Origin of the sequence: Enterobacter sp. ZOR0014, from assembly GCF_000798855.1 — a bacterium.
GTDB classification, from domain to species: domain Bacteria; phylum Pseudomonadota; class Gammaproteobacteria; order Enterobacterales; family Enterobacteriaceae; genus Enterobacter; species Enterobacter kobei.
The window spans coordinates 13470-34276 of record NZ_JTLF01000216.1; the positions used below are offsets into that span (position 1 = coordinate 13470).

Consider the following 20807-nt stretch of genomic DNA (forward strand, 5'->3'; position numbering starts at 1 on the left):
GTTAACTTCTCATTTTTTGTGATTGATGTCATGCTTTCCGCTTCTTTGTTCTGTGTCACGACATGACACGGCATCCGGAGTTGACGCATGAAAATCAATTTTCCCCTGCTGGCCCTGGCGATTGGCGCTTTTGGGATTGGCACCACCGAATTCTCCCCGATGGGGTTACTGCCTGTTATCGCCCGGGGCGTGGATGTCTCGATCCCTGCGGCCGGGATGTTAATCAGCGCTTATGCCATCGGCGTGATGGTGGGGGCGCCGCTGATGACGCTACTGCTTTCACACCGCGCGCGCCGTAATGCGCTGATTTTCCTGATGGCGATTTTCACCCTGGGCAACGTGCTCTCTGCCATTTCACCTGACTACACCACCCTGATGCTGTCGCGCATTTTGACCAGCCTGAACCATGGCGCGTTCTTTGGGCTGGGCTCGGTCGTGGCCGCAAGCGTGGTGCCGAAACATAAGCAGGCAAGCGCCGTGGCGACCATGTTTATGGGGCTGACGATTGCCAACATTGGCGGCGTACCGGCTGCGACCTGGCTGGGTGAAGCGATCGGCTGGCGTATGTCATTCCTGGCAACAGCCGGGCTGGGCGTGGTGGCGATGGTGGCCTTGTTCTTCTCCCTGCCGAAAGGCAGCGCGGGTGAACGTCCGGACGTGCGCAAAGAGCTGTCGGTACTGGTGCGCCCGCAGGTGCTTTCTGCACTGCTGACCACCGTGCTGGGGGCCGGGGCAATGTTTACGCTCTATACCTACATTTCACCGGTGCTGCACGATATCACCCATGCAACACCAATCTTTATTACCGCGATGCTGGTATTGATTGGCGTAGGGTTCTCAATGGGTAACTACCTTGGCGGGAAATTTGCCGACCGTTCAGTGACCGGAACGTTGAAAGGCTTTTTAACCTTGTTGATTGCCATCATGATCGCGATTCCGTGGCTGGCGCGTAACGAGTTTGGCGCGGCCATCGCGATGGTTGTCTGGGGCGCAGCCACCTTCGCCGTGGTGCCGCCGCTGCAGATGCGCGTGATGCGTGTCGCCCACGAGGCGCCGGGACTCTCATCTTCGGTGAATATCGGTGCGTTTAACCTGGGGAACGCCCTGGGTGCTGCGGCGGGTGGCGCCGTCATTTCTGGCGGTCTGGGATACAGCTTTGTGCCGGTGATGGGGGCGATTATTGCCGCGCTCGGCCTGCTGCTGGTGATGATGTCCGGCCGGAAACAGCCAGAAGCCGTTTGCACGGCGGAATAATAAAAATAACGCAGAAGGGGGACCCCTTCTGCGTCTCTCTTACGCGGCGAAGTTCTTCGCGACGAAGTCCCAGTTGACCAGTGCCCAGAAGTGCTCCAGGTAGTTCGGGCGCGCGTTACGGTAATCAATGTAGTAAGCGTGCTCCCACACGTCCACGGTCATCAGCGGCGTAGCGCTGGTGGTCAGCGGGGTGCCTGCATTAGAGGTGGACACGATTGCAAGTTTGCCATCCGCTTCTTTTACCAGCCACGTCCAGCCAGAGCCGAAGTTCTTGATGGCGGCATCCGTAAACTTCGCTTTGAAATCGGCGAAGCTGCCAAAGGCGGCGTTAATCGCGGAAGCCAGTTCACCGGCAGGTTCACCACCGGCATTGGGTGCCAGGCAGTGCCAGTAGAAGGTGTGGTTCCACACCTGAGCCGCGTTGTTAAATACGCCACCCTCTGAGCTACGGACGATCTCTTCCAGCGTTTTGCCTTCGAAATCGGTGCCTTTGATCAAATTGTTCAGGTTGGTGACATACGTCTGGTGATGTTTGCCGTAATGGTATTCCAGGGTTTCCGCAGAAATGTGCGGTGCCAGGGCGTCTTTTGCATACGGTAGTGCAGGTAATTCGAACGACATTGCTTCTCTCCTTATTATATTTAGCGTTGCCAATAACCACACAGACAACAAGGACAGGATAGCAAATTGAAAGGGTATGCAAAAGAGGAACTTACCCTGCCACGGATGCGGCAGGGCAGGGGTTAGCGAATAGTTTTCGGCGTCATCACGCGACGTGCGCCGACGTAGTGACGCACCCAGTAGTCTTCACTCAGGGAGGTGATCTGAATATCCTGGCCGCTGCGCGGTGACTGGATAAATTTCCCGTTGCCGACATAGACACCCACATGGTCAGCCGTGCCGCGACCTTGCGTGCGGAAGAAGACCAGATCGCCGTTTTCCAGCTCACCACGGCTCACCGGAGAGGCGTCGCGCAGGTGGTACATCTCATTAGCGGTACGCGGAATGCGGAACTTAACCAGATCTTTATAGGCGTAATAGACCAGGCCGCTACAGTCGAAGCCGGTTCGTGGCGAACTGCCACCCCAGCGATAAGGTTTGCCAATTTGCCCCATCAGTTTATTCATCGCGGTTTTTTGCGCTTTCTGTACACGGACTTTATGTACTTCCGCGATTTTCGTGACTTTGGTGCATTTCGCTTTGTGGCCTTTACGCGTAATGCATTTTTCAGTGACGAGGTTAGCAGCGGTCAGCGAAGTTTTACTTTTGGTGGTGTGGGCAGTGCGGGAAGATTTTGTTTTGGTCTTGCTGGAAGCGGTTTGTGTCGTCTTGGTGGTCGTCTTTTTCTTTTCGTTCTTTGTGGTGGTTTTTTTCTTACGTTCTGTGGCTTTCACCAGATGGCTTTTTTGTACAGCAGAATGCCGCGCCTGCTGAGAGGCGTTTGCCACTGGCGTGAGAGTGAGTGATGTAAACAGTAAAGCACAGAGCGTGATCGAGATTTTTGTTATCCGCGCCACTGGGCAGTCCCCTGATAAATGCAGGTCATCAATAATACCCGCGAGTGGTTTACAAAGCCCGTCGATTCTAATCCATAAAAACCCGAGAAGTTAATAGCATTTTTCAATCTAAAAACCTGTTTCGTTAGCAAGTGCAAAAAAATTCATCGTTCTGTCGCACAATTGTTCACTCCCTAAGCAAAACCCTGACTGCCGCAGGGTTAAACACCATTTGCAATGCAACTTTTGTAGAGTCGCGGTAAAATGTATAAACGTGACGAAAATGTTATTTTCCGATGCCAGCCTGACCCGCTACAATGTCAGACTATTGCCGTAACAGAAGTTAAAGGAAGCAAGACATGAGCACCACTATTGAAAAAATCCAGCGCCAGATCGCTGAAAACCCGATTCTGCTGTATATGAAAGGTTCTCCGAAGCTGCCAAGCTGCGGCTTCTCCGCGCAAGCGGTTCAGGCGCTCTCAGCCTGTGGTGAGCGTTTTGCTTACGTTGATATCCTGCAGAACCCGGACATCCGTGCTGAGCTGCCAAAATACGCTAACTGGCCAACCTTCCCGCAGCTGTGGGTAGACGGTGAGCTGGTAGGCGGCTGCGATATCCTGATTGAAATGTATCAGCGCGGTGAACTGCAGCAGCTGATCAAAGAGACCGCGGCGAAGTACAAAACCGAAGAGCCGGACGCAGAGTAAGTTTGCTGCGCAAATAAAAAAGCGACCTGTTAAGGTCGCTTTTTTTATTCTTCGCTGTCACCTGTCGGCAGCGGCCAGCCGCCCAGACGCTTCCAGCGGTTGACGATCTCACAGAACAGCTCTGCGGTGCGCTCCGTGTCATACAGAGCCGAGTGCGCCTGTGTGCCGTCAAATTCAATACCCGCCGTAATACAGGCTTTTGATAATACCGTTTGCCCCAGCGCCAGACCGCTCAGTGCTGCCGTGTCGAAGGTCACAAACGGGTGGAAAGGGTTGCGTTTGAGCGAGGCGCGCTCCGCTGCGGCCATGGTAAAGGTGTGATCGAAGGTGGCGTTATGCGCCACCATGATGGCGCGGCTGCAGTTACTCTCTTTCATGCCTTTACGCACCATTTTAAAAATGGCGTGCAGCGCATCATATTCGCTTACCGCACCGCGCAGTGGGTTATGCGGATCGATACCGTTGAAGGCCAGTGCTTCCGGCTGTAAGTTTGCCCCTTCGAAAGGTTCAACGTGGAAATGCAGCGTGGTGTCTGGTTTAAGCCAGCCCTGTTCATCCATCTTCAGCGTGATGGCGGCAATTTCGAGCAGCGCATCGGTTTTAGCGTTAAATCCGGCTGTTTCTACATCAATGACAACGGGATAAAAACCACGAAAACGGTCGCACAGACCGCTAAATTGAGCGTTATCGGACATCAGGGTCTCTTACAAGGGGAAAAAGCAGAGCGCATTATGGCAAATTTTGCGGGGTGATGCAGTAAAACTACGGGCGCATATTGCGCCCTGAGGGATCAGTTGCCCAGACCACGACCGGCATCTTTGGCTTCAATCAGCTCGATTTTGTAACCGTCCGGATCTTCCACAAATGCAATCACAGTGGTGCCGCCTTTAACCGGACCCGCTTCACGGGTGACGTTACCGCCGTTGCGGCGGATGCGTTCGCACGCTTCGGCTGCGTTGTCCACTTCCAGCGCGATATGGCCGTAGGCGTTGCCCAGGTCATAGCTGTCCACGCCCCAGTTATAGGTCAGCTCAATCACCGATTCATCCGTTTCCGGGCCGTAACCCACGAACGCCAGCGAGTATTTGTATTCCGGGTTTTCGCTGGTGCGCAGCAGTTTCATGCCCAGTACGTTAGTGTAGAAATCAATAGAACGTTGCAGATCGCCAACGCGCAGCATGGTGTGAAGTAGGCGCATAATTTCCTCATTAACCAATGGATTTGAATATTTTTTTGAACAGAAACGATGTTTTAGTATAGCGGCGAAGTGTCGCCGCTATCAATGAACAATGGTGAGATTAGAGAGAAGGGTAGTCGGTGTAACCTTCAGCGCCGCCGCCGTAGAAGCTTTCAGGACGCTGCGGGTTCAGAGCGGCTTTCTGTTGCAGGCGGGCGACCAGGTCCGGGTTGGCGATATAGTCGCGGCCAAACGCAACGGCATCGATCAGCCCTTTGCCGATCAGGTCTTCCGCTTTCTCTGGCGTATAGGCACCCGCACCGATGATCACCCCGTGGAAGCGCTCACGCACTTTCTGACGGAAGGCTTCCGTATAAGGTTTACCGCCGGCCCAGTCTGGCTCAGACATGTGCAGATAGGCGATACCGCGTTTTGCCAGCTCTTCAATCAGATAGAGCGCATCCGCTTCTTCGTTCGGGCCGTTGTCGACGTTCTGGAAAGAACCGATCGGGGAGACGCGAATGCCGATACGATCCGGGCTCCACTCCTGGCATACGGCATCAACCACTTCCAGCACCAGACGGGCGCGGTTCTCGACGCTGCCGCCATACTGGTCGGTACGCTGGTTAGATGACGGTGACAGGAACTGGTGCAGCAGGTAACCGTGCGCGGAGTGCAGCTCAATCAAATCAAAACCTGCTTCACGGGCGTTGGCCACGGCCTGACGGAAATCGTTCACGATACCCGGGATCTCATCCAGCTCCAGGGCGCGCGGCGTTGAGGTATCGACGCGGATCGCGTTACCGTTTTCATCACGCAGCGAGGTGCGGGTGTTAGCATTCAGGGCTGAGGCTGAAACCGGTGCCTGGCCGCCAGGCTGAATGCTGCTGTGGGAGATACGCCCGGTGTGCCACAGCTGGACGGCAATGCGTCCCTCTTCAGCATGCACGCCCGCGGTAATTTTCTGCCATGCGGCGATCTGTTCCGGGCTGTGCAGCCCCGGCGCACCCGCATAACCTTTAGCCTGAGCAGAAATCTGCGTAGCTTCGGTGATGATCAGGCCGGAACTGGCGCGCTGACGATAGTATTCACCCATCAGTGGGGTGGGGATGTCACCCGGCTCAATGCTGCGTAGACGGGTAAGCGGAGCCATGAACACGCGGTTTGGCGCGGTAACGGCACCTACTTTTAAGGGGGTAAATAATTTTTCAGCTGACATAAAGACTCCTGAGTAGACCAGTCGACTAGTAATAAGATAAATAAAAACGCCTGTTAAATGCCAGGCGCAGTAATTGTGTTTTTCACATGTGCCAGCGCGCTTTCCAGCGGCACGGCACTGCGCGAAATCTTGGCCTGCAGGTTAGCGCCTAACCATAGCGCGTATAACACCTGCGCCTGAGTCAGAGGCTCACCCGAAAAGGCCAGCGTTTTTTCATTGCGGCCTTTTTCCAGCGCCTGGGCCAGCAGGGCGATAACACCGCTGGCACCTTTATCCATCGCCGTGCGCATATCTTCGGAGAGATCGCACACTTCGGCAGACAGTTTTACCGTCAGGCATCCGCTGATAATGCCCTGCTGACAGAACTGATTCAGCGTTTCCTGATAGTAGTTAAGAACACGATCCCGATAGTTACCTTCACCCGTGGCGAAGTGGGTCGCGAGACGTTGATGGTAGCCCGCATAGTGCCGCTCCAGCATCGCCACGCCAAACGCCTCTTTGGACCGGAAGTAGTGATAAAACGACCCCTTCGGTACCTCAGCGGTTTTTAATAGCTCGCTTAACCCCATGCCGGTGAAACCGCGATGCATGCAAAGCCGCTCGCCAGTCGCCAGTAGATGTTCGCGGGTATCGTGTTCAGTATTTCTGCTCATGGCCTCACTCTAATAGACCGTTCGGTCTAATGCAAGCCTGTTTACTGCCGACAACCATTCAGAATATCCAGCTGCTGTTGATAAACCTTTGATTTAATGTCCATCATACCCAGCACCGTTGAGAATAAATTGTCCTGCGAAACCGCATTTTTTGCCGCATAGTCGCGTAAGCACTGCGCGTTGATGCCAAAGTTTTTTGCATAATCCGGCGATAGCCAGAACATAAACGGGATGTGCGTTTGTTGCTCGGGTGCCAGCATGTATGGCGTACCGTGCAGGTAAATACCGCTTTCACCCAGCGATTCACCGTGGTCTGACAAATAAATCAGGGCGGTGTTCATGTTCGCCTGACGGGCTTTCAGTGCGTCAATGGTTTTGCTGACCATGCTGTCGGTGTACAGGATGGTGTTGTCATAGGTGTTCATCAGCGCCTGATGATCGCAATCCTGAATTTCGTTCGTGTCGCAGGTTGGGGTGAATTTACGGAAATTGTCCGGGTAACGGCGATAGTACGCCGGACCGTGGCTGCCCATCAGGTGGATAACCAGCACCGTATCTTGCTTCACGCCATCCAGCACGTTGTCCAGACGGTAGAAGTTCACATCGTCAATACAGGATTTGTCTTTACAGAACTGATCCAGATTCCACTGCGTCATGTCGGTATGAGGCACGCGATCGCAGGCGCCTTTACAGCCGCCGTCGTTATCGCGCCACAGGAGGTTGACGCCCGCGTGCCTGAGCACGTCAAGCAGCCCTTCCTGATGCCGAGCCAGGTCGGCATCGTATTTGCTGCGCGTCATGCCGGAGAACATGCAGGGAACGGAAACCGCGGTTTCGGTGCCACATGAAGAGGCCTGCGGGAAGTTAATCATGTCCTGCTTTTTCAGCTCGGGGTTGGTTTCGCGCCCGTAACCGTTCAGGGAGTAGTTTGCCGCGCGAGAGGCTTCGCCGACGACAAGCACCAGAACGGTTTTCTTTTGCTGACCCGCAATCAGCGAGCCTTTATGCGCATCTTCGCCAATGCGCACCAGCGTTTGATCGCCGGCAAACCAGCGCATTTTGCTGTACTTCACCACGGCGCTGACATAGTTCGCCGGGGTAACCATTTTGACGATGCTTTTGTTATTGCGGAACAGCGACGCGTAATCTTTATAAAACAGTGCGGCAATCAGGATGATCACCAGCAGAGCGCCCAGCATCGCGGCTACGCGCGTCAGCAGCGCGTACCACCATTTTCCGGTACGAATTCGGGTGAGAGCCAGCACCACGGAGGGCACGAGGCCAGCAACAACAATCCACAGAATCATCTGCGGGGTCACCAGGGCGGTGGCTTCCTGAGAGTTGGTTTCGAACACGTTGACGATCATGTTCTGATCGATGACCGCGCCGTAGGTATACATAAAATAGGTTGCCGCAGCGCAACCGACAGTTAAAACGATCAGCAGCGGCTTACGGATGTACGGGATATTGAGCAGGCTAAAAACAATTACCCAGCCACAAAACAGCACCACCGGCACGGACGCGGCAAAGAGAATGTCGTGCAGATGAGAAGGGGCAATAATGGCCCAGCTGCGCTGGATAAACAGCCCGTTCAGCAGGGTAAAAAAGAGTGCACAGCCCAGAGTAAATTTAATATCGTTACATTGTAACTTTTTGATTAACTGCATCGATCGAAAAACCTGTTCTTTTGATGATGGGCTGAGTATAGAGAGGGAAGATTAGTGAAACCTTAATGCCACAAAACTGTGGTAAAGCCCTTGCACCTGACGCGTTTAGCGTCTTCACTGTAGATGAGAGTGGTCATGCGGAGGTCAGTGTGGCAGAGCAACTGGAGTTTTTCCCCATCCAGAGCCCGTGCCGGGGTATTTGTCAGGTAGATGAACGCGGATATTGCCGCGGGTGCATGCGCACCCGTGACGAGCGCTTTAACTGGCAAAACTTCAGCGACACGCAAAAACAGGAGGTGCTCCGGCTATGCCGGCAGCGACTTCTGCGCAAAATCCACGCAAACAAAGCCGCTGAGACCGAAGAACCTCAGCAACCTTCACTGTTTTAACACGGTAATTGCGTATACTCATGACATCACGTCCTTGAGGAAAATGTTATGGTTCAGCGAATTACCCTTGCCCCCCAGGGGCCAGAATTCTCCCGTTTTGTGATGGGCTACTGGCGCCTGATGGACTGGAATATGTCCCCCCTCCAGCTGGCGAGCTTTATTGAAGAGCATATCGATTTAGGGGTCACGACCGTCGATCATGCGGATATTTACGGTGGCTACCTGTGTGAAGCCGCATTTGGCGAGGCGCTCAAGCTTGTTCCGGCACTCCGCGACCGCATGGAGATCGTCACGAAGTGTGGGATTGCCACCACCGCAAAACCTGAGCACGCCCTCGGCCATTACATCACCGACAGCGCGCATATCATCAAGAGCGCTGAGCAGTCGCTGGTCAATCTGGCGACGGATCGCATCGACCTGCTGCTGATTCACCGCCCAGACCCGCTGATGGACGCCGATGAGGTGGCGGAAGCCTTCCTGCATCTGCATCAGAGTGGGAAAGTGCGTCACTTCGGCGTCTCAAACTTTACCCCGGCACAGTTTGCACTGCTTCAGTCTCGGCTGCCGTTTACCCTGGCCACTAACCAGGTGGAAATTTCCCCTGTCCATCAGCCGCTGCTGCTGGACGGTACGCTCGACCAGCTGCAACAGCTGCGTATTCGCCCGATGGCCTGGTCCTGCCTGGGAGGCGGACGCCTGTTTAATGATGAGGCGTTCCAGCCGCTGCGCAATGAACTGGAAACCATCGCCCGTGAGCTGAACGCGGAGAGCATTGAACAGGTGGTGTATGCGTGGATCCTGCGTCTGCCGTCAAAACCGCTGCCGATTATTGGCTCCGGAAAAATCGAACGCGTTCGTTCTGCACTGGCCGCGGAAGAGCTGGAGATGACACGTCAGCAGTGGTTCCGCATCCGCAAAGCCGCGCTGGGTTACGACGTGCCTTAAACCGCCATAATCTGACTTTCCGGTGAAATCTTTGCCTCTGGTATACACTTAAGGGGCAAAAAATAACCCGCGGAGGTCATATGAAGCGTTTTGCTCTGGCATTGGTCACGCTGGTTGTTTGCGCAGGAGCGCAGGCAGCCAGCGACGAAGTGGAAATGAATCTCGTCACCTCTCAGGGTGTGGGTCAGTCTATCGGGACGGTGAAAATCACTGAGACCGACAAGGGGCTGGAATTCGCGCCCAATCTCAAAGCACTCCCGCCCGGCGAACACGGCTTTCATGTTCATGCCAAAGGAAGCTGCCAGCCTGCAATGAAAGAGGGTAAACCGTCCGCGGCGGAAGCCGCCGGGGGGCATCTCGATCCGCAACATTCAGGCAAACATGAAGGGCCAGACGGTATGGGGCACCTTGGCGATCTGCCGGTGCTGGTGGTGAACAATGACGGTAAAGCCACCGATCCGGTCATGGCCCCGCGCCTGAAAAAACTGGATGAAGCAAAAGGCAAAGCGCTGATGATCCACGTGGGCGGCGATAACATGTCCGATCAGCCTAAACCGCTTGGCGGCGGCGGGGCACGTTATGCCTGCGGCGTGATCTGATCTCCAATGGTGCCCGGTGGGGGAGCCTGTTCCAGCTGCGACAGCGAGCAGTGCAGGCGCCAGATGATTGAGGCTAAATCACGGGCTGCGGGAAGATGGTGATGCGCGAGGGTATCGCAGATCCGTTGCAGTTCAGCCAGCGTGACCTCCAGAGGCCGCTGCTGGACACCGCGTTCACTCATCACGTCGCGTAGCAGCGAAATGCAAACATCGCGCACCTGCGACAGCGGGTCGGACCGCGTTTCCCATGCGCGAAGCTGCCAGACCACATGAGAACAGTTCAACAGCACCACGCCCCAGCGCAGCAGCCAGCGGCGGGAAAGCGCGTCATGGCTGTTATTGAGCTGGCTGACATGGTGATACACCAGCGATTCATACTCGCTTTCACGCAGATGCGGTTTGCGGCTGAGCTGGTCGACAAACCCTCTGCGTAATTCCCTGATATGTCGTCGGCTCTTACGTGCATCAGAGCCGGGACGCAATACCGCAAATGCGAGCCATGCCAGCCCCACGCCCAGGATCTTTGCCAGGTTATCATTGAGAAAATCGGCGTAATCATACACCGGCGGATTCGTCACGGAGATAAACGAGCCCATAAAGACAATCAGCTGGCCCCACAGGCCCGCCAGTTTCGGCATTTGCAGCTTGAGGAGTTGCATCGTCGTTAACAGCGGAAACAGGAACAGCAGGAACTGCCAGAGATCGCTTATCTGCACCATCAGGCCAAACTTCACGGCGAAACTGAACAATGACAGGAGTACCAGCGTGCGCAGCAGTAGCGTAAGAGAGTTAAACGGCGAGGCCGCGACGGAGTAAAGCACGCAGCTGATGGCGGCAAGCGTCAGGGCCGCGGCACCGGATTCCCACTGCGTGGTGATGCTCCACGCCCCAACCAGCGTCAGCGCACAAAAGGTGCGAAAACCACTCCACAGTGCTTCCAGATAATCGGTATGTCGGGCGAGAGCCGGGCTGCCGGGGACATTAAATTCCGTTACCGGCGTGGCATTCTCGACGGCGTTAATCCAGCGGCTACTGCGCAGATATAACCGGCAAAAGTAATTCAGGCGCTGCCAGAATGCGCGATGGCGATAATCATACTCATCCGTCGGGGCGAGCGGGGCGATGATCTTCGCGACGGTGTAAATATCCGCGTCAGGACGCGCAAGCGTCGCGAGCAGCGTCTCAATGACGGCGCGGGTATTTTCAGGGGGCGTTGGCCAGTTGAGCAGCATCCGGCGCAGGCTGGAGATGGCGCTGGTCATACGCAGCTGCTGGTGCAGCAAATAGTTGAGCAGCGTGTTCTGACGACGAAAACGGTAATGACTCCAGAAAGCCTGTATGCGCAACAGGTTCATGGTCAGGATCTGCCCGATAACCTTTTCATGCGCGAGACGGATGTCATCACTGGTATCCGGTTGCCACAGCAGGCTTGCATGTTCCAGCAACCGGGTATGCATGGTCTTCAGCGCGGTAATCAGCGTCGTACCGTCGGAGGTGCTGGGCAGGATCATCATCATAAACCCGCCGCTGAGGATCCCGACAATCACCTCACAGACGCGCGCCTGTGCAATATCCCACAGTTCGGTGGTATCGAGCACATTGACGACCGGGAAGGCAATGATGGCCGCGGTATAGCCCGCTAACTGGAAAGCGTAGGCCACGTTATTGGTAAAATGGGCGCAGGCCCAGGTACAACATCCCAGCCACGCCGCCATGCTCAGCAGGAATAGCCACGGATCGTTCAGCGTATGCCCCGCGATAATTAACGCCGCGGTGGCGCCTAACAGACTCCCCGCGATGCGCCCAAGGCTTTTGCTGATCACTCCGCCAACGGTAGGGAAACTCACCACCGCGGCTGAGGTCATCGCCCAGTAGGGTTGGTCAAGATTCAGGTAATAGGCGACCGTCAGCGCCAGACACATGGCGATGCCATTACGCAGCGCGTAGCGCCACTGAGGACGCGTCGCTTTCATCCACGGCGTGTTTTGCCAGGAGAGCGCCTGCAGCTTCATTAACGGCTTCCGATGGAGACGGTGCAGGTGGTGCCGGATACCAGCGTGATGCCCTCGGGTAAACGGTCAAACTCCACGCGCACAGGCACACGTTGAGCCAGGCGTACCCAGGGGACGTTCGGCTTTATGTCCGGTACGAGGCCGGAATCCGTTTCAACGCTTTGATCGTAAATGGCGCGACCGATGCTGGAGACGTGACCCTGTAACGTTTGCGAACCGCTGTAAAGGGTAATGGCCGCAGGTGAACCCTCGCGAATGTGGCGAAGCTTGGTCTCTTCAAAATAGCCCACCACGTAGAAGGAGTGGCTGTCGACAAGGGCAAAAACAGGCTGGCCGGTGGTGGCGTAGTTACCCACCCGGGCAGAGAGGTTAGTCACCCATCCATCTACAGGTGCGGTAATCACGGTTTGGGTCAGTTCCCACTGTGCCTGCTTAAGCGTCGCCTGGGCTACGTTGACGCTTGCCTGCATGGCCTTGACGTTAAGGTTGGCGGTATCCAAATCTTCCGCTGAGATGTAGTTTTGCGATAAGTGACGGCGGCGATTGGCTTCGTTATTGGCCTTCGCCAGGTCTGACTGGGCTTTCGCCAGCTGCGCCTGGGCATTCAGAACGGCAATATGGTAGGGGGTATCGTCGATACGGAACAGTTCCTCTCCCTTTTTAACATACTGGTTATCCTTCACCAGGAGCGTGGTAATACTTCCCGACACCTGCGGGGTGATGCTGACCTGCTCGGCGCGAACTTTGCCGTCACGCGTCCAGGGGGACTGCATATAAAAATTCCAGAGCCACCAGCCGGCGATCAGCGCGAGGACCAGGACAAACAGGGTGGAAAAGTACTTCAGCGTTTTCAGAGGCATATTCACCACACGGTCAAAACAGCAAGGCCCAGACTGACACAGAGGGCGAACAGGGAGAGATCCATCAACATGGGATGCCAGATTTCGCCGGAATACATCCAGTCGCGAAGCAGGCGGTGCGCAACGAGCCAGAGGATAAAGCCCACCAGCACGGCTTTAAACAGGGGAGGAAAGTAGACTGACGCACCGAAGATCAGGTCCTGGAGGGGTAAACCCTCTGAGCGATGAAAAAAGGTCACAAGCAGAGATCCTTTGCAGTGAACAGAATGCCGCGTTGGCTTGTCTGAGTATAAAGAAGCATCAGAATTCAGTGTAAGTCATACTTTTGAGTTAGATGAATGCAGTATTGCATTTGTTTTGCCAATACAAATGCTGCACACTATTCTAAAATCAGTATAATAACTTAGCAAGCTAATTATAAGGAGATGAAATTGGAATCGCCATTAGGTTCTGATCTGGCAAGGTTGGTACGCGTCTGGCGTGCTCTGATTGACCATCGCCTGAAACCTCTGGAATTGACACAGACGCATTGGGTCACGCTGCACAACATTCATCAGTTGCCGCCTGACCAGTCGCAAATTCAACTGGCAAAAGCGATAGGTATTGAGCAACCGTCGCTGGTGCGTACGCTTGATCAACTGGAAGAGAAGGGGCTGATCTCCCGGCAAACCTGCGCCAGCGATCGTCGCGCCAAGCGGATTAAACTCACTGAGAAAGCAGCGCCCATTATTACCGAAATGGAAGCTGTGATTACCAAAACGCGCGGTGAAATCCTTTCAGGCGTTTCACCGGCGGAGCTGGAAATGCTCATCAGCCTCATTGCTCGCCTTGAGCAGAACATCCACGAGCTGCAGTCTCGCGACTGACCAGACAACAAGGCCTTGCATCTGCAAGGCCTTTTTCCTACCTAAAGACAACGACGCGGTTTCGGCCAGTCTCTTTCGCTTCATACATCGCTTTATCGGCGCTTTCCACGCACTCCTCTGCGGTCACGGACGATGATGTTGCCGTAAACACACCCATGCTGATGGTAATGGGCTCCGGTAGCTGACCTTCGCTGGTGGTTTTATCAAAGCTGCTCAGCTTCAGCCGTATGCGTTCCGCCACCTGGCATGCTGCGTCTGAAGGGGTATTTGCCAGCATCAGGACAAACTCTTCACCACCGATACGCGCCGCGATGTCCTGCGGGCGCACGGAATCCACCAGCAGATTGGCGACAAACTGTAAGACTTTATCCCCCTGCAGGTGACCGTAGTTGTCGTTGATGCGCTTGAAGCGATCGAGATCGCTGACGATAACCGAAACAGGGCGGCTGGATTTTGCGACAGCCAGCGCCTGATTTAACGATTCATAAAAATAGCTGCGGTTATACAGGCGCGTAAGCGGATCGCGAATCGAATTCTGATACGACTGCTGATACTTTAAATGCGATTCACGGTACAAGCTGAAGACATCGCAGAGCAGAACAAAAATAATCAGCAGCGTGGCGACGGTTTCAAATAACCGGGCGCGATACCACGATATGTCTTCGGCATGCCCACCCAATAACAGCATTAAGAGCGTGACGATATAGCAGACACAAAGAAAATTACCGGTCACCCAGAACAGATTACGTACGCGCGTCATATACATCAGCGTTGCTAATGTCACCACCCAGAGGACAATTAATGAAATATTAATGCTGTGGCTCCAGAGAACCATAAACTGCCGCGTTTCATTATCAACCAGGTCGAGGGATAAAAAATCAAAATGGCTGGAATACATCCACGCCACCATCACGCCACCGGCAGTAAAAAGAAATGTCGTGCTGACGATAGCGATATGCGTCAGCCTCGAAAGGGGCTGATTACGCAGGGGAAACAGCAGGGCCGAAGCGATGAACAGGACCGCCATGATGAGATGGCGGAACATATAGTAGATCATCGCATCGTTATAGTTCACGACGTTGAACTGGTAGAGATCCAGCCAGGCGGGAAAACTGGACAACGTTCCAATCATTAGCAATGCCGAACCGGCAAAGGCAAAAGCGATGGCAACCAGATACAGACGCCTCTTATCACACCAGTATTTCATTGCCATAAAACAGGCAATAAACAGGTGAAATACCAGTAGAAAAATGGTGAGCGTAGGGAACAACAGCGGCGAAAAGGAAGGAACCCATTCAATCAGTGTTGAAAATAAACCCTGTAATATTCCTATGACAACAACACAACCGAAACAGAACGAGAGATAACGACCTTTTACAGTAAGACTATTCGCAAGCATATAAATTTTTTTAAATAATTAAAAATGAATGAACAGGAGGTAATAGCGAAGAGTCTAATCAATTGAAACAATAATTACTTTGCGCAGAAACAATATACGGTGGGGTAAATAATGGGCGGGTGAATATATTTTGTAAATATATTCATGAAAATGATATATATTGTAAAGGGATGTGGCCTGATAGCCACATCCCGTTTTAATTAACGTGGGGAAACGGTCACCTGGCTTCCGTTGCTTGCCAGCACGACACGCTGACCAGCAGAGAAACGGGTATTCCCCTGTTTCTGAACAACCATAATGGTGCTGCCGTCGTCTTTACGAATTTCCAGCTCAACACCCTGCGTTTTGTTCATTGCACCCTGAACGCCCTGGCCTGCAACACCACCCGCCACAGCGCCCGCAGCGGTCGCCAGAGAACGGCCTGTACCGCCGCCAACGGTATTCCCGAGGAAACCACCCAGAACAGCACCGCCGATTGCGCCCATAACGTTGTTGTCATCGCCACCCTGAATTTGTACAGGACGGGCGTTAACAACGGTACCGTAAGTCACGCTCTGAACCTGTTTTGCTTCAGAAGCGCTGTAAACGTCGCCAGACAGTGAGCTGTCATTCACACAGCCAGCCAGGGTTAAACCAATCAGCGAAACGCCCAGTACACGTACAATCATTTGAATCTCCTGTTCACCAAAAACGCCCAATTGGAGGCATCCGTTATGGCTAAATTATATGGCATAAGGGGCCATAGTTCATATCTTTGCACTAACAATAAGAAAATTGTACTTGAATTTGACTTAACGAGACATAAACAGGTTCTGCTCATGTCACCCGCATGACATTGTTAAAAAATATTATCGCTGGATGGCAAAGCCGTGCTGTTTATGGTTGAGTGGATAACCTTAGCCCACGCAACGTAAGGAAAGCGCATGAAATCGGGTCGCTACATTGGTGTGATGTCGGGCACCAGTCTGGATGGGGTAGATGTCGTTCTGGCCGCCATTGATGAACGTATGGTCGCTCAGCAGGCGAGCCTGACCTGGCCCATTCCCATTTCACTGAAAGAGGATATTCTGAGTATCTGTCAGGGGCAGCAATTGACGCTCTCTCAGCTAGGGCAACTTGACGTCCGCCTGGGAGCACTCTTTGCTGATGCGGTACAGGCGTTAATGCAAAAAGAAAATCTTCGACCGCAGGATGTGGTTGCCATCGGATGCCATGGACAGACCGTCTGGCATGAGCCGGTTGGTGATGCGCCGCATACGATGCAAATCGGTGATAACAACCAGATTGTGGCGAAGACGGGCGTCACGGTCGTCGGCGATTTCCGTCGTCGCGATATTGCGCTTGGCGGCCAGGGGGCACCGCTGGTGCCGGCGTTCCATCAGGCGCTACTGGCACACCCTTCAGAACGCCGGATGGTGCTGAATATCGGCGGAATTGCCAACCTGTCAATGCTCATTCCCGGGCAGCCTGTCCGCGGCTACGATACCGGTCCAGGTAATATGTTAATGGATGCCTGGATCTGGCGGCAGTGCGGGCAACCCTATGATAAAAACGCCGAGTGGGCGAGCGAGGGTAAAGTGATTCTCCCGCTGTTGCAGTCGATGCTCAGCGATCCCTACTTTGCTTTACCGGCGCCGAAAAGCACGGGGCGTGAATACTTCAACGTTGGCTGGCTTGAACGTCAGCTGGCGCCATTCCCGGCACTGGCTCCGCAGGATGTCCAGACGACGCTTGCCGAATTAACGGCGGTGTCGATCTCTGAGCAGGTACTTCTCAGCGGCGGATGCGAACGCCTGCTGGTGTGCGGCGGTGGAAGCCGAAATCCGCTGGTGATGGCGCGTCTGGCCGCGTTACTGCCGGGTACGGAAGTGACGACGACAGACGAGGCTGGCATCAGTGGGGATGATATGGAAGCGCTGGCTTTCGCCTGGCTTGCCTGGCGCACCATCGCCGGGCTTCCGGGTAATTTACCGTCGGTGACCGGCGCGCGCGAGGCCAGCGTCCTCGGGGCGATTTACCCGGCAAATCCTCGTCATAATCAGAGTTAACTGAAATTCAGCGCGGCGTCTCGTCGTTAGAATGGAATGAAACAGGAGGGCAGCCATGCCCTCCAGGACCAGGAAAGTCTTCGGAATACGCCCATGAAAAAAATTCTTCTTATTGTCGCGCCTTTATTGCTGTCAGGATGCAGCGTCTACAACCAGTTCCTTGAGCGTATGCAGACCGATACGCTGGAGTATCGCTGCGATGAAAAACCGCTGACCGTGAAGCTGAATAATCCACGTCAGGAAGCCAGTTTTGTTTATGACAATAAACTGCTGACCCTCAAGCAGGGCATGTCGGCCTCCGGGGCACGTTATTCCGACGGTATCTACGTCTTCTGGTCGAAAGGGGATAGCGCCACGGTCTACAAACGCGACCGCATCGTGCTGAACAATTGCCAGCTTGAAAATCCGAAGCGTTGAGATTTTTACAGGGGCGGCGCACAATAGCGCCACCCAATCTCAACGTCAGCTAACGCCATGTCAGATAACGACGAACTGCAGCAAATTGCGCATCTGCGCCGTGAATACACCAAAGGCGGCCTGCGTCGCCAGGATCTTCCCGCTGAACCCCTCGTGCTTTTTGAACGCTGGCTGAAACAGGCCTGTGAAGCGAAACTGGCCGACCCAACGGCCATGGTTGTCGCAACGGTAGATGAAAACGGTCAACCGTATCAGCGCATCGTCCTGCTCAAGCATTATGATGAGAAAGGGCTGGTGTTTTATACCAACCTCGGCAGCCGCAAAGCGCACCATTTAGAAAACAATCCGCGCATCAGCCTGCTGTTCCCCTGGCACATGCTGGAACGTCAGGTCATGGTCACCGGCAAAGCCGAACGTCTCTCGACCCTTGAGGTGGTGAAATATTTCCACAGCCGTCCGCGTGACAGCCAGATTGGTGCCTGGGTTTCAAAACAGTCCAGCCGAATCTCTGCCCGCGGTGTCCTGGAGAGCAAGTTCCTGGAACTGAAACAGAAGTTCCAGCAGGGGGAAATCCCACTGCCAAGCTTCTGGGGCGGCTTCCGTATCCCGATTGAGCAGATTGAGTTCTGGCAGGGCGGTGAACATCGCCTGCACGACCGCTTTTTATACCAGCGCGAGAATGGCGGCTGGAAAATCGACAGACTGGCACCGTAATCCCCGAAATTTGTTGATTTAAGCGCTAGCGCACACCGCGCTTGCGCTTTATTCTATGGTCCTTTCGCATCAGGCGAAAAGTCGTGTACCGGCAAAGGTGCAGTCGTTTATACATGGAGAATTTGATGGCAAGCAGTAACTTGATTAAACAATTGCAAGAGCGGGGCCTCGTGGCCCAGGTGACGGACGAGGAAGCGTTAGCAGAGCGACTGGCGCAAGGCCCGATCGCGCTCTATTGCGGCTTCGATCCCACCGCTGACAGCTTGCATTTGGGGCATCTTGTTCCATTGTTATGCCTGAAACGCTTCCAGATGGCGGGCCATAAGCCTGTTGCTCTGGTGGGTGGTGCAACCGGTCTGATTGGTGACCCAAGCTTTAAAGCCGCTGAGCGTAAACTGAATACCGAAGATACCGTGCAGGAGTGGGTGGATAAGATCCGCAAACAGGTTGCACCGTTCCTCGACTTCAACTGCGGCGATAACGCAGCCATTGCTGCCAACAACTATGACTGGTTTGGCAGCATGAACGTGCTGACCTTCCTGCGTGATATTGGCAAGCACTTCTCTGTTAACCAGATGATTAACAAAGAAGCGGTGAAGCAGCGCCTGAACCGTGACGATCAGGGTATCTCCTTTACCGAGTTCTCCTATAACCTGCTGCAGGGCTATGACTTTGCTTGCCTGAACAAACTGCATGGCGTTTCCCTGCAGATTGGTGGTTCTGACCAGTGGGGTAACATCACGTCCGGTATCGACCTGACCCGTCGCCTGCACCAGAACCAGGTCTTCGGCCTGACGGTTCCACTGATCACCAAAGCAGATGGCACCAAATTCGGTAAAACGGAAGGCGGCGCGGTGTGGCTGGATCCGAAGAAAACCAGTCCGTACAAATTCTACCAGTTCTGGATCAACACGGCGGACGCCGATGTTTACCGCTTCCTGAAGTTCTTCACCTTCATGGATATTGCAGACATCAATGCGCTGGAAGAAGAAGACAAAAACAGCGGTAAAGCACCGCGTGCACAGTATGTGCTGGCCGATGAAGTGACCAAACTGGTTCACGGTGAAGAAGGTCTGGCGGCGGCGAAACGCATTACGGCAAGCCTGTTCAACGGTACGCTGAGCGATCTGAGCGAAGCGGACTTCGAACAGCTGGCGCAGGACGGCGTGCCGATGGTTGAGATGGAAAAAGGGGCTGACCTGATGCAGGCGCTGGTGGACTCCGAGCTGCAGCCGTCTCGCGGACAGGCGCGTAAAACCATCGCGTCTAACGCGATCACCATCAACGGTGAGAAACAGGCTGACCCGGAATACACCTTCGTTGACGGCGACCGTCTGTATGGACGCTACACGCTGCTGCGCCGCGGTAAGAAAAATTACTGCCTTGTTTGCTGGAAATAATTAACAGTCTCCAGGGGCGTGGGAAACCACGCCCTTTTTGTTTTTTCAGGGTTTGGTAAGAAAAAGATGAAGAACATCCTCGCCATTCAGTCCCACGTTGTTTTTGGCCATGCGGGCAACAGTGCAGCGGAATTCCCGATGCGCCGCCTCGGTGCTAACGTCTGGCCCCTCAACACCGTGCAGTTTTCCAACCACACGCAGTATGGTAAATGGGCCGGCTGCGTGATGCCGCCCTCGCACCTCACTGAGGTGGTTCAGGGCATTGCGGATATTGACCAGCTCAAACGCTGTGACGCCGTTCTGAGCGGTTATCTGGGCTCAGCCGAGCAGGGGGAGCACATCCTTGGCATTGTGCGTCAGGTGAAAGCAGCGAACCCGGCGGCAAAATACTTCTGCGACCCCGTCATGGGACACCCGGAGAAAGGCTGTATCGTAGCGCCCGGTGTTGCAGAGTTTCACGTTCGCCATGCTCTGCCTGCCAGCGATATCATTGCGCCAAACCTTATTGAGCTGGAGATCCTCTGCGAGCACCCGGTTAACAGCGTAGAAGAGGCGGTAAGCGCGTCTCGCGAGCTGATAGCCCAGGGGCCAGAGATTGTACTGGTAAAACATCTCGCCCGCGCCGGGCTGAGCCAGTCGCGTTTTGAGATGCTGCTGGTGACGAAAGATGACGCCTGGCATATTAGCCGTCCGCTGGTGGATTTTGGCCTGCGTCAGCCAGTGGGAGTGGGGGATGTGACCAGCGGTCTGCTGCTGGTGAAACTGCTGCAGGGAGCAACGGTCAGAGACGCGCTTGAGCATGTGACTGCGGCGGTGTACGAAATCATGATTGCGACGAAAGAGATGCAGGAATATGAACTTCAGGTCGTCGCGGCACAGGATCGTATCGCGAAGCCGGAGCACTATTTCAGCGCCACCCGGCTTTAAACGATGCCGGGCGGCGCTGCGCTTACCCGGCCTACAAAACCCGTAGGCCCGTGCAAGC

At 54.4% G+C, this 20807-nt stretch carries 23 protein-coding genes; 11 read left to right on the forward strand and 12 right to left on the reverse strand.

Translation table 11 applies throughout. The annotated features are described in order from the left end of the window. Positions 1-87: 87 nt before the first annotated feature. Positions 88-1254, forward strand: a complete 1167-nt coding sequence (locus L977_RS11450) for an MFS transporter (protein ID WP_014883554.1) — start codon at positions 88-90, stop codon at positions 1252-1254. A gap of 39 nt (positions 1255-1293) precedes the next feature. Here L977_RS11450 and sodB read toward each other — a convergent pair whose 3' ends face one another. Both sodB and L977_RS11460 read right to left on the reverse strand, forming a co-directional pair. Beyond that, entirely contained in the window at positions 1294-1875 is a 582-nt protein-coding gene (gene sodB / locus L977_RS11455) for a superoxide dismutase [Fe] (RefSeq protein ID WP_032636815.1), read from the reverse strand. 122 nt (positions 1876-1997) lie between these two features. Next, entirely contained in the window at positions 1998-2771 is a 774-nt protein-coding gene (locus tag L977_RS11460; RefSeq protein ID WP_014883556.1) for a C40 family peptidase, read from the reverse strand. 338 nt (positions 2772-3109) lie between these two features. On the opposite strand from L977_RS11460, the gene grxD reads away from it, so the two are divergent. Next, complete coding sequence (gene grxD / locus L977_RS11465; protein WP_003832760.1) at positions 3110-3457, forward strand: monothiol glutaredoxin 4; 348 nt, start codon at positions 3110-3112, stop codon at positions 3455-3457. Positions 3458-3501: 44 nt separating this feature from the next. Here the strand turns inward: grxD and rnt are convergent, their stop codons facing one another. The 5 genes from rnt to eptA form a co-directional block, all read right to left on the reverse strand. Next, positions 3502-4152, reverse strand: a complete 651-nt coding sequence (rnt, locus tag L977_RS11470) for a ribonuclease T (RefSeq protein WP_047625786.1) — start codon at positions 4150-4152, stop codon at positions 3502-3504. A gap of 95 nt (positions 4153-4247) precedes the next feature. After that, positions 4248-4655: a lactoylglutathione lyase gene (gene gloA, locus L977_RS11475; protein ID WP_047625787.1), complete on the reverse strand. Its 408-nt coding sequence runs from the start codon at positions 4653-4655 to the stop codon at positions 4248-4250. A 100-nt stretch (positions 4656-4755) separates the two neighbouring features. Then, positions 4756-5853 carry an alkene reductase gene (locus L977_RS11480; protein WP_014883559.1) on the reverse strand — a complete coding sequence of 366 codons (1098 nt, stop codon included), beginning with the start codon at positions 5851-5853 and terminating at the stop codon, positions 4756-4758. A gap of 53 nt (positions 5854-5906) precedes the next feature. Then, positions 5907-6506 (reverse strand): TetR/AcrR family transcriptional regulator, encoded by a 600-nt coding sequence (locus tag L977_RS11485; protein ID WP_014883560.1) that lies wholly within the window; start codon positions 6504-6506, stop codon positions 5907-5909. Between the two features lie 41 nt (positions 6507-6547). Further along, a complete protein-coding gene (eptA, locus tag L977_RS11490) occupies positions 6548-8173 on the reverse strand; it encodes a phosphoethanolamine transferase EptA (protein WP_047625788.1) in 1626 nt (541 codons plus the stop codon). 149 nt (positions 8174-8322) lie between these two features. On the opposite strand from eptA, the gene L977_RS11495 reads away from it, so the two are divergent. From L977_RS11495 to sodC, 3 genes are all read left to right on the forward strand, one after another. Then, complete coding sequence (locus tag L977_RS11495; protein ID WP_047625791.1) at positions 8323-8562, forward strand: DUF1289 domain-containing protein; 240 nt, start codon at positions 8323-8325, stop codon at positions 8560-8562. Between the two features lie 48 nt (positions 8563-8610). After that, on the forward strand, positions 8611-9507 hold the full coding sequence (locus L977_RS11500; RefSeq protein ID WP_014883563.1) for an aldo/keto reductase: 897 nt from the start codon (positions 8611-8613) through the stop codon (positions 9505-9507). A gap of 80 nt (positions 9508-9587) precedes the next feature. Next, positions 9588-10106: a superoxide dismutase [Cu-Zn] SodC gene (sodC, locus tag L977_RS11505; protein WP_047625789.1), complete on the forward strand. Its 519-nt coding sequence runs from the start codon at positions 9588-9590 to the stop codon at positions 10104-10106. On the opposite strand, the gene L977_RS11510 is transcribed toward sodC, so the two are convergent. Genes L977_RS11510 through L977_RS11520 form a run of 3 tightly spaced genes read right to left on the reverse strand, consistent with a single transcriptional unit; the run spans position 10085 to position 13217 of the window. Next, entirely contained in the window at positions 10085-12118 is a 2034-nt protein-coding gene (locus L977_RS11510) for an FUSC family protein (RefSeq protein ID WP_014883565.1), read from the reverse strand. The genes sodC and L977_RS11510 overlap by 22 nt on opposite strands. After that, a complete protein-coding gene (locus tag L977_RS11515; protein WP_014883566.1) occupies positions 12118-12978 on the reverse strand; it encodes an efflux RND transporter periplasmic adaptor subunit in 861 nt (286 codons plus the stop codon). The genes L977_RS11510 and L977_RS11515 overlap by 1 nt, the downstream gene beginning before the upstream one ends. A 2-nt stretch (positions 12979-12980) precedes the next feature. Further along, on the reverse strand, positions 12981-13217 hold the full coding sequence (locus L977_RS11520; protein WP_014883567.1) for a DUF1656 domain-containing protein: 237 nt from the start codon (positions 13215-13217) through the stop codon (positions 12981-12983). Between the two features lie 186 nt (positions 13218-13403). Here L977_RS11520 and slyA point away from each other — a divergent pair, with 186 nt between their 5' ends. Beyond that, positions 13404-13844 (forward strand): transcriptional regulator SlyA, encoded by a 441-nt coding sequence (gene slyA / locus L977_RS11525; RefSeq protein ID WP_021241135.1) that lies wholly within the window; start codon positions 13404-13406, stop codon positions 13842-13844. A gap of 37 nt (positions 13845-13881) precedes the next feature. On the opposite strand, the gene L977_RS11530 is transcribed toward slyA, so the two are convergent. Continuing rightward, positions 13882-15243 (reverse strand): sensor domain-containing diguanylate cyclase, encoded by a 1362-nt coding sequence (locus L977_RS11530; protein WP_047625790.1) that lies wholly within the window; start codon positions 15241-15243, stop codon positions 13882-13884. A gap of 200 nt (positions 15244-15443) precedes the next feature. Then, a complete protein-coding gene (gene slyB, locus L977_RS11535) occupies positions 15444-15911 on the reverse strand; it encodes an outer membrane lipoprotein SlyB (RefSeq protein ID WP_014883569.1) in 468 nt (155 codons plus the stop codon). Positions 15912-16166: 255 nt separating this feature from the next. On the opposite strand from slyB, the gene anmK reads away from it, so the two are divergent. The 5 genes from anmK to pdxY all read left to right on the forward strand — a co-directional run bounded on the left by anmK (position 16167) and on the right by pdxY (position 20749). After that, positions 16167-17291, forward strand: a complete 1125-nt coding sequence (gene anmK, locus L977_RS11540) for an anhydro-N-acetylmuramic acid kinase (RefSeq protein ID WP_014883570.1) — start codon at positions 16167-16169, stop codon at positions 17289-17291. A 93-nt stretch (positions 17292-17384) separates the two neighbouring features. After that, the gene (mliC, locus tag L977_RS11545) at positions 17385-17708 is read left to right on the forward strand and encodes a C-type lysozyme inhibitor (RefSeq protein ID WP_014883571.1); all 324 of its coding nucleotides are present in this window, start codon (positions 17385-17387) and stop codon (positions 17706-17708) included. 57 nt (positions 17709-17765) lie between these two features. Continuing rightward, positions 17766-18422, forward strand: a complete 657-nt coding sequence (gene pdxH / locus L977_RS11550) for a pyridoxamine 5'-phosphate oxidase (protein WP_008500575.1) — start codon at positions 17766-17768, stop codon at positions 18420-18422. Positions 18423-18547: 125 nt separating this feature from the next. After that, positions 18548-19822 carry a tyrosine--tRNA ligase gene (gene tyrS, locus L977_RS11555; RefSeq protein ID WP_014883572.1) on the forward strand — a complete coding sequence of 425 codons (1275 nt, stop codon included), beginning with the start codon at positions 18548-18550 and terminating at the stop codon, positions 19820-19822. 66 nt (positions 19823-19888) lie between these two features. Continuing rightward, complete coding sequence (pdxY, locus tag L977_RS11560; protein WP_014883573.1) at positions 19889-20749, forward strand: pyridoxal kinase PdxY; 861 nt, start codon at positions 19889-19891, stop codon at positions 20747-20749. Positions 20750-20807: the final 58 nt, after the last annotated feature.

Bases quoted from the DNA above. Each gene is read 5' to 3' on its own strand.
- L977_RS11485 (WP_014883560.1), bottom strand. From the start codon at position 6,506: ATGAGCAGAAATACTGAACACGATACCCGCGAACATCTACTGGCGACT.
- L977_RS11515 (WP_014883566.1), bottom strand. From the start codon at position 12,978: ATGCCTCTGAAAACGCTGAAGTACTTTTCCACCCTGTTTGTCCTGGTC.
- L977_RS11480 (WP_014883559.1), bottom strand. From the start codon at position 5,853: ATGTCAGCTGAAAAATTATTTACCCCCTTAAAAGTAGGTGCCGTTACC.
- L977_RS11530 (WP_047625790.1), bottom strand. From the start codon at position 15,243: ATGCTTGCGAATAGTCTTACTGTAAAAGGTCGTTATCTCTCGTTCTGT.
- slyA (WP_021241135.1), top strand. From the start codon at position 13,404: ATGAAATTGGAATCGCCATTAGGTTCTGATCTGGCAAGGTTGGTACGC.
- mliC (WP_014883571.1), top strand. From the start codon at position 17,385: ATGAAAAAAATTCTTCTTATTGTCGCGCCTTTATTGCTGTCAGGATGC.
- tyrS (WP_014883572.1), top strand. From the start codon at position 18,548: ATGGCAAGCAGTAACTTGATTAAACAATTGCAAGAGCGGGGCCTCGTG.
- sodB (WP_032636815.1), bottom strand. From the start codon at position 1,875: ATGTCGTTCGAATTACCTGCACTACCGTATGCAAAAGACGCCCTGGCA.
- anmK (WP_014883570.1), top strand. From the start codon at position 16,167: ATGAAATCGGGTCGCTACATTGGTGTGATGTCGGGCACCAGTCTGGAT.
- pdxY (WP_014883573.1), top strand. From the start codon at position 19,889: ATGAAGAACATCCTCGCCATTCAGTCCCACGTTGTTTTTGGCCATGCG.
- slyB (WP_014883569.1), bottom strand. From the start codon at position 15,911: ATGATTGTACGTGTACTGGGCGTTTCGCTGATTGGTTTAACCCTGGCT.
- eptA (WP_047625788.1), bottom strand. From the start codon at position 8,173: ATGCAGTTAATCAAAAAGTTACAATGTAACGATATTAAATTTACTCTG.
- L977_RS11500 (WP_014883563.1), top strand. From the start codon at position 8,611: ATGGTTCAGCGAATTACCCTTGCCCCCCAGGGGCCAGAATTCTCCCGT.
- rnt (WP_047625786.1), bottom strand. From the start codon at position 4,152: ATGTCCGATAACGCTCAATTTAGCGGTCTGTGCGACCGTTTTCGTGGT.
- L977_RS11450 (WP_014883554.1), top strand. From the start codon at position 88: ATGAAAATCAATTTTCCCCTGCTGGCCCTGGCGATTGGCGCTTTTGGG.
- pdxH (WP_008500575.1), top strand. From the start codon at position 17,766: ATGTCAGATAACGACGAACTGCAGCAAATTGCGCATCTGCGCCGTGAA.
- grxD (WP_003832760.1), top strand. From the start codon at position 3,110: ATGAGCACCACTATTGAAAAAATCCAGCGCCAGATCGCTGAAAACCCG.
- sodC (WP_047625789.1), top strand. From the start codon at position 9,588: ATGAAGCGTTTTGCTCTGGCATTGGTCACGCTGGTTGTTTGCGCAGGA.
- gloA (WP_047625787.1), bottom strand. From the start codon at position 4,655: ATGCGCCTACTTCACACCATGCTGCGCGTTGGCGATCTGCAACGTTCT.
- L977_RS11510 (WP_014883565.1), bottom strand. From the start codon at position 12,118: ATGAAGCTGCAGGCGCTCTCCTGGCAAAACACGCCGTGGATGAAAGCG.